The organism is Paraglaciecola arctica (genome assembly GCF_018861065.1).
Taxonomy (GTDB): Bacteria; Pseudomonadota; Gammaproteobacteria; order Enterobacterales; family Alteromonadaceae; genus Paraglaciecola; species Paraglaciecola arctica_B.
Genome location: NZ_JAHKQO010000036.1, coordinates 58,151 through 64,959, shown reverse-complemented (window position 1 = coordinate 64,959; position 6,809 = coordinate 58,151). Strand labels below are relative to the sequence as shown.

Below are 6,809 nucleotides of genomic sequence, written 5' to 3'. Positions count from 1 at the left end.
GCTAGAAGCTAGAAGCTAGTCTCTCTTTTACTGATAATCAAACTCACCATCAGTCACTGCCATCAAGTCATCCGCTCCGTTAAACAAGTTAGCTTTGAACAGGTCTTTTTTAGGGAGTAATCGTTTCACAAAGAATTCACAGGTGTTTTGCTTGCCTGATTGGATGCTAGGGTTATCCGATTGTTGTGCGGTATCCGCCATACTCAACCAAATTACACCTAATATGCAGTAGGCGCTGTAGTGCATAAAGTCATAGGCTGTGCCAGATAAATCCACTGCATTTTGCTTTTTAAGTTCTGTAGCTGTATCAAACCATTCTTTCAATAAGTCTGCAGCTTGGGTTTTGGCCGCTGCATCATTCATTTGCTCGATTTTACTGGTAAACAAGGCAAAAGTGTCTTCGAGCATAGTGCCTTTGTCGCGTGCTAGTTTTCTAGATATTAAATCCAGTGCTTGAATACCGTTGGTACCTTCGTACAACTGGGTAATTCTTGCATCTCGAACGAGTTGCTCCATGCCCCATTCACGAATAAATCCGTGGCCACCGTAGACTTGCACGCCGAGATTACTCATTTCGGTCGCCATGTCAGTCATAAACCCTTTAACTATTGGAGTTAAGAATGAAATGACATTTTTGGCGGTGTGTTTGCTTGTATCGTCACCAAAACGTTCTATGTCCATCTGTTGCGCGTAAAGCAATGCCAACGCACGACAGCCTTCACCTATGGCTTTTTGAGTCAGTAACATTCTACGAACATCGGGTTGGTGGATAATCGGATCGGCTTTTTTGTCTTGTTCTTGCACACCTTGTGGGGCGCGAGACTGCAGTCGCTCTCGAGCGTAGGCTAAGGCACCTTGATAAGACGCTTCTACTATACCTAGTCCCTGTAAGCCAACTTGAAAACGCGCATCATTCATCATGGTAAACATACAAGCTAAACCATTGTTCGCTTCACCCACTAAAAAACCTTGCGCTTGGTCAAAATTCATTACACAAGTTGGGCTGGCTTTTAGACCCATTTTTTTCTCTATACTGCCAACTGTAACCGCATTTCTAGGGCCTATGCTACCGTCGTCTTGAGGTAAAAATTTAGGTGCTAAGAACAAACTGATGCCTTTTACCCCAGGAGGTGCATCTGGCAGTCTTGCCAATACTAAATGCAAGATATTATCGGTCCATTCGTGATCACCAGAGGAGATAAATATTTTATTGCCGGTAATGCTAAAACTGCCGTCTTCATTAGGAACGGCTTTAGTGCTCAATAAACTAAGATCGGTGCCAGCGTGAGGCTCGGTTAAACACATAGTCCCAGCCCATTCACCGGAAATGAGTTTGGCCAAATAGGTGTTTTTTAGCTCTTCACTTGCGTGTTTAGTGATGGCTAAAATAGCGCTTTCGTTAAGCATGCCTGTTAAACGCCAACTGACATTGGCCGAGTCCAACATCTCGTGTACTGGTACTGCAATTGTGTTGGGTAAATCTTGGCCTTCATAATCAGCGCTGCCCAACATGGCGTTCCAGCCGTTAGCGACGTATTCTTTATAAGCTTCTGCAAAGCCATCAGGAGTAGTCACAGTGCCATCAATTAATTTGGCACCTTGTTCGTCACCTTCGCGGTTTAAGGGAGCAATTACCTCTTCGGCAAACTTCGAACCTTGCATAAGAATTTCATTGACCAACTCTTGGTCAAAATCTTGTAATCCTAATTTTTGATAATGGTCCGACAGGTTTAGCCATTCATGCAGTACGAATTGCATGTCGTTTATTGGGGCATTGTATTGGGGCATAGTCATAATCTCTAAATATCGAATACTGCAGAGATTATACTGTTATTTGTTCGTTGTAGTTGCTAAAAGTCAGGTAATGACTATTAAAAGTGTTGATATGGCTCTAATTGTTTGATGAATGTTGGTGACAGTTGGATAGAGTGAAACAAGACAACACGTTTAAGCAAAATTTTATTTGAGTTGAGTATAGGCTTCTCTCAACTGGATGAGGTTAATATCTTTTACCCACTGGTCTTGTTGGGTTTCAAAGGGGTCAATCAGCGCAATGTGCGCAGTTCTGCGACTCGCCCATGGGGGGACGGGAAATGTCTCTAGTTGGCTAGAATATTCGTCACTAAGTTGGCATTCAAAATATTGCGTGTGATGTTGGTCTGCAAAAAGCAATTTTCCTACTTCAACGTTGAGTCCTGTCGTTTTCCAAACCGCAGTATGAGCTGTGCATTGTGCGCTTGTTGTTTTCTGTAACTTAAGATTGGGTAGATTCCAGTTGTCATCGTTATGGGTTTTTATGGCTAATAGACGACTGTTAGATTTTATAAGACAAGCTGCTGCAGCTGGGGGCAATTCTGTGTCAAGCTTAGCGGTTCGGCACATTGGGTCTGCAGGGATCTCTCTACTGCATCCGTAGATCAAAATGGTTAAAGTTAATATGCTGAAAAATAATCTATTTTGCAAAATCATACGTACACTTGTTATATCGGTATGAGGTATTATCTCATCTAGTTTTGTATTCTCCACAATTAATTGTAAAGGTCCTGTAATTTAATTTTTACCTCATAGGTCTTGTTCATTTCAACACATAAATAGGTCATTCAATGTCTAAAGGATTAAAATTCTCACCCCTGTTATTTGCCGTTATCTTGTGCCTTGGTTTGGTGGTGTATTTGTATATGCCTAAAGAAGAATCGCAACAGGCTAACCAATCGGGTGCGACTTTTGTAAAGGTTCATAAAGTTAATCAAGAGGATTTTGAAGTTGTCGTTGAGGCACTTGGAACAGGCAAAGCGAATGAATCGGTTTTTATTACTACCCAGACCTCAGATATTGTGCAAAAAATTCATTTTGATGACGGTGATTTAGTTAAGCAAGGGCAGTTACTGCTGGAGCTAAACGATGTTGAAGAAAAAGCTAGATTGGCGGAATTGAATGTGAATCTGCAAGAAGCACTTAAACAGCTAAAACGAATTAAAAATTTAGCCAAAAATAACGTAGCTTCAGAACAACTGTTAGATGAGCAACTGGCCAAAGTTAATGTTTTAAACGCTCAAATGGATGTGGCCAAAACTCAGCTAGATGAGTTGTTAGTAAAAGCACCTTTTGATGGAATCTTAGGGGTTCGCCAGATCAGTGTTGGAGCGCTAGTCACCCCAGGTGATGTGGTAACAACTTTGGATGATTTAAGTTTTATTAAAGTCGATTTTGATATCGCTGAGTCTCATTTAGCAAGTGTTGCCCTGGGTCAAAAGATACGAGCGACGTCAGTGGCATATCCAGGAAAAGTTTTTGAAGGCCAAATTACCAGTATTGCCTCTAGGGTTGATCCTTCTACGCGTTCGGTGCAAATTCGAGCCAACATTAAAAATGAAGATCTAAAACTTCGCCCAGGCATGTTGCTACAAATTTTATTGCAAAAACAAGTTCTGCAAACTTTAGTGGTACCAGAAGTCGTATTGGTGCCTGTTGAAGACAAGCAGTTTGTCTTTTTGGTGAAAGGCGATTCGGTAGCTTTAGTTGAAGTAAAGGTAGGGCGACGTAAACCTGGAAAAGTACAAATACTAAGTGGTTTAGAAGCAGGGGATTTGGTGGTAACTGAAGGCACGCTTAAATTACGCGATGGATCCAAAGTCACTTTTGACCTCGCCAACAGTGGGGAGTAAACAATGTTTCTTTCAGACATATCAGTTAAGCGTCCCGTTTTTGCATCTGTAGTCAATTTGCTGTTAGTTGTATTTGGTATTGTATCTATTACTTTTTTAAGCCTCAGAGAATACCCTGATATCGATCCACCTATAGTCTCAATTAACACTAACTATTCTGGGGCGTCTGCTTCTATTGTTGAAAGCCGCATTACCCAGTTATTAGAAGATCGGATTAGTGGTATTGAGGGCATTAAAAATATCAGCTCAACCAGTAGTAACGGTCGTTCGTCGATTAGTATCGAGTTTAATTTGTCGCGAGATATTGACGCTGCTTCAAATGACGTGCGTGAACGAGTCAGTCGAGCCCTCAATAACCTACCAGATCAAGCCGATCCACCTGAAGTATCTAAGTCGAACTCCGATGAAGATGTGATTGTTTGGTATAACTTACGCAGTGATAATTTATCGGTTATGGAGTTAACAGATTATGCCGATCGATTTGTTGTCGATCGTTTATCAGTAGCCGAAGGCGTCGCACGAGTGCGCTTAGGTGGCGGCAGAAGCTACGCTATGAAGGTCTGGCTTGACAGAAATGCAATGGCAGCTCGACAGATAACAGTCAGTGATATAGAAAACGTGATTCGTTCTGAAAATGTTGAACTGCCAGCGGGTGAAGTGGAATCTATCGACCGAGACTTTGAAGTGCGAGTCGCAAGAAGTTTTCTAACCCCAGAAGATTTTGCCAATTTGACCATTAAAGCCAGCGCTGACGGTTATTTAGTGAAGCTTAGAGAGGTGGCTCGCGTTGAATTAGGTGCCGAAGACGACGAAACCGATTTTCGTGGTGGTGGTGTCAATATGATTGGTTTGGGCATTATTAAACAATCAAAAGCCAACACCTTAGAAGTAGCCAGAGCGGCGAAAAAAGCCATTCAACAAATTGAGCAAACACTACCCGACAACATATTTATAGTGGCTAGTTATGATTCATCAGTTTTCATCGAAGCTTCCATAAATGAAGTTTACGAAACCTTAGCAATTGCCATGTTGATGGTGGTGTTGGTGATTTATATCTTTCTTGGAAATCTCAGGGCAACCATAATTCCGGCCATTACTGTGCCTGTGTCCTTGGTTTCTGCTTTTATAGTGATGTATGCCTTAGGATTTTCAATTAACTTATTGACCTTATTGGCGTTAGTACTGGCCATCGGGTTAGTGGTAGATGACGCGATTGTGGTGCTTGAAAATATTTCAAGAAGAATTGAACTCGGTGAACCGCCTATATTAGCTTCGTATAGAGGGGCAAAAGAGGTCGGCTTTGCGGTCGTTGCGACCACGTTAGTTCTAATAGCAGTATTTGTTCCTTTGGTTTTTTTACAGGGCAATATTGGAAGACTCTTTACTGAATTTGCTCTAGCCATTGCAGCAGCCGTGGCTTTTTCTAGTGTAACCGCACTGACGCTTTCCCCTATGCTGTGTTCACTGTTGCTTAAAAAACGTCAAAAACAGAGCGGTTTTGCTTTTTGGGTCGATGCGAAGTTCAAGGTAATAGAAAACCGTTACTACAAGGCCTTAGGCACAACCATACATCAACCGTTGTTGATGGCAATATTAGTCATCGCGAGTATTTTTGCATTGGTTAAATTAAGTCAAATTATACCAAGTGAATTTGTCCCTAAAGAAGACCGAGGTAACTTTTTTATTCGGGTGCAAGCTGTTGAAGGGGCTAGCTTTGAAAGCAATTCAGCTAATATGAAAAAAATCGAAAAAATCTTGCTCGAATACGCCGACAAGGGTGAAGTGGATAGGGTGTTGATTCGTGCTCCAGGTTTTGGCGGTAGTGCCGGGATCGGCATAGTAGGTATGCCTATTGGTGAAGAACGCAAGCGCTCAACCTTCGAACTAATGGACGAAATTAGCGCCAAGTTGGCAATTATTCCTGATATTCAAGCCTTTGCAATTATGCGTAGCGGCATTGGTGGTCGTGGTCTGGGTAGGCCTGTGCAGTTTGTACTGCAAGGTAATACCTACGAAGACTTAGTTAAATGGCGTGATATTGTGTTGGAAAAGGCTCGCAGCAACCAAAACCTCGTTCGATTAGACTCGGACTATAAAGAAACCTGGCCGCAATTATTAGTCAATATAGATAAAAATAGAGCAGCTGATCTAGGCGTATCTATCAGTGAAATAGGCCGTACCTTAGAAACTATGCTAGGCCAAAGGCGAGTATCTACTTACCTAGATAAAGGGCAAGAATATGATGTGATAATGGAAGGTGAGGAGTCTGATTATCGAAGTCCTTCCAGCATTGAGAATATCTACGTGCGTTCAAGCAAGAGTAATAAATTAATCCCGTTGGATAACTTACTTTTAGTGGAAGAACGAGCCACATCATCACGTTTAAATCGTTATAACCGAATGCGTAGTATAACGATCAGTGCGAATTTAGCTGACGGTTATACAGTAGGAGAAGCTTTGGATTACCTGCGAGAAATTGTGGATACTGAGCTCCCTGAAGAAGTATCTATTGATTACAAAGGTCAGTCACAACTCTATCAAGAGTCAGGCAATTCTATTTTGTTTATTTTTGCCTTAGCACTAGCCGTCACCTATTTGATTTTAGCCGCGCAGTTTGAAAGCTGGATCCATCCTTTTGTCATCATGCTAACCGTACCTCTAGCATTAGTTGGGGCTTTCGTGGGGTTGTATTTTGCAGACATGACCTTGAATATTTATAGTCAAATTGGATTGGTGATGTTAATTGGATTGGCGGCCAAAAATGGAATTCTGATTGTAGAGTTTGCTAACCAGTTACGGGATGCTGGCATAGAGTTTGAGAAAGCGCTACGCAGAGCGGCCGCGCAGCGACTGAGACCTATAGTGATGACAGGGTTTACTACTGTATTTAGTTCATTGCCTTTAGTGATGGCCAGTGGTGCTGGTTCAGAAAGTAGAACCGTTATTGGTATGGTTATATTTGCCGGCGTATTGGTCTCTGCTTTTTTGACCTTATATATAGTGCCAACAGCCTATTATCTGCTAGCGAGAAACTCAGGGTCTCCAAATGAGCGGACTCATAAAATTGAACAGCTGTCACAGGATATACCGTACCGAAAAGGCGAGGAATAGAGTGATACTGGCATAGAATGATTTGCTGTCCCG

4 protein-coding genes are annotated in these 6,809 nt (G+C 42.0%); 2 read left to right on the top strand and 2 right to left on the bottom strand.

What is annotated here, in order from left to right; translation table 11 throughout:
- Window positions 1-27: 27 nt before the first annotated feature.
- Window positions 28-1,788 (bottom strand): acyl-CoA dehydrogenase family protein, encoded by a 1,761-nt coding sequence (locus tag KO534_RS13585; RefSeq protein ID WP_215930212.1) that lies wholly within the window; start codon window positions 1,786-1,788, stop codon window positions 28-30.
- A 171-nt stretch (window positions 1,789-1,959) separates the two neighbouring features.
- The gene (locus tag KO534_RS23465; RefSeq protein ID WP_252732149.1) at window positions 1,960-2,526 is read right to left on the bottom strand and encodes a hypothetical protein; all 567 of its coding nucleotides are present in this window, start codon (window positions 2,524-2,526) and stop codon (window positions 1,960-1,962) included.
- A 77-nt stretch (window positions 2,527-2,603) separates the two neighbouring features.
- Between KO534_RS23465 and KO534_RS13575 the strand changes: the two genes are divergently transcribed.
- Window positions 2,604-3,665: an efflux RND transporter periplasmic adaptor subunit gene (locus tag KO534_RS13575; protein ID WP_215930211.1), complete on the top strand. Its 1,062-nt coding sequence runs from the start codon at window positions 2,604-2,606 to the stop codon at window positions 3,663-3,665.
- A gap of 3 nt (window positions 3,666-3,668) precedes the next feature.
- Window positions 3,669-6,776, top strand: a complete 3,108-nt coding sequence (locus KO534_RS13570; protein WP_215930210.1) for an efflux RND transporter permease subunit — start codon at window positions 3,669-3,671, stop codon at window positions 6,774-6,776.
- Window positions 6,777-6,809: the final 33 nt, after the last annotated feature.

Coding starts and splice junctions, on each gene's coding strand:
- KO534_RS13585 (WP_215930212.1), bottom strand. CDS start 1,788: ATGCCCCAATACAATGCCCCAATAAACGACATGCAATTCGTACTGCAT.
- KO534_RS13575 (WP_215930211.1), top strand. CDS start 2,604: ATGTCTAAAGGATTAAAATTCTCACCCCTGTTATTTGCCGTTATCTTG.
- KO534_RS13570 (WP_215930210.1), top strand. CDS start 3,669: ATGTTTCTTTCAGACATATCAGTTAAGCGTCCCGTTTTTGCATCTGTA.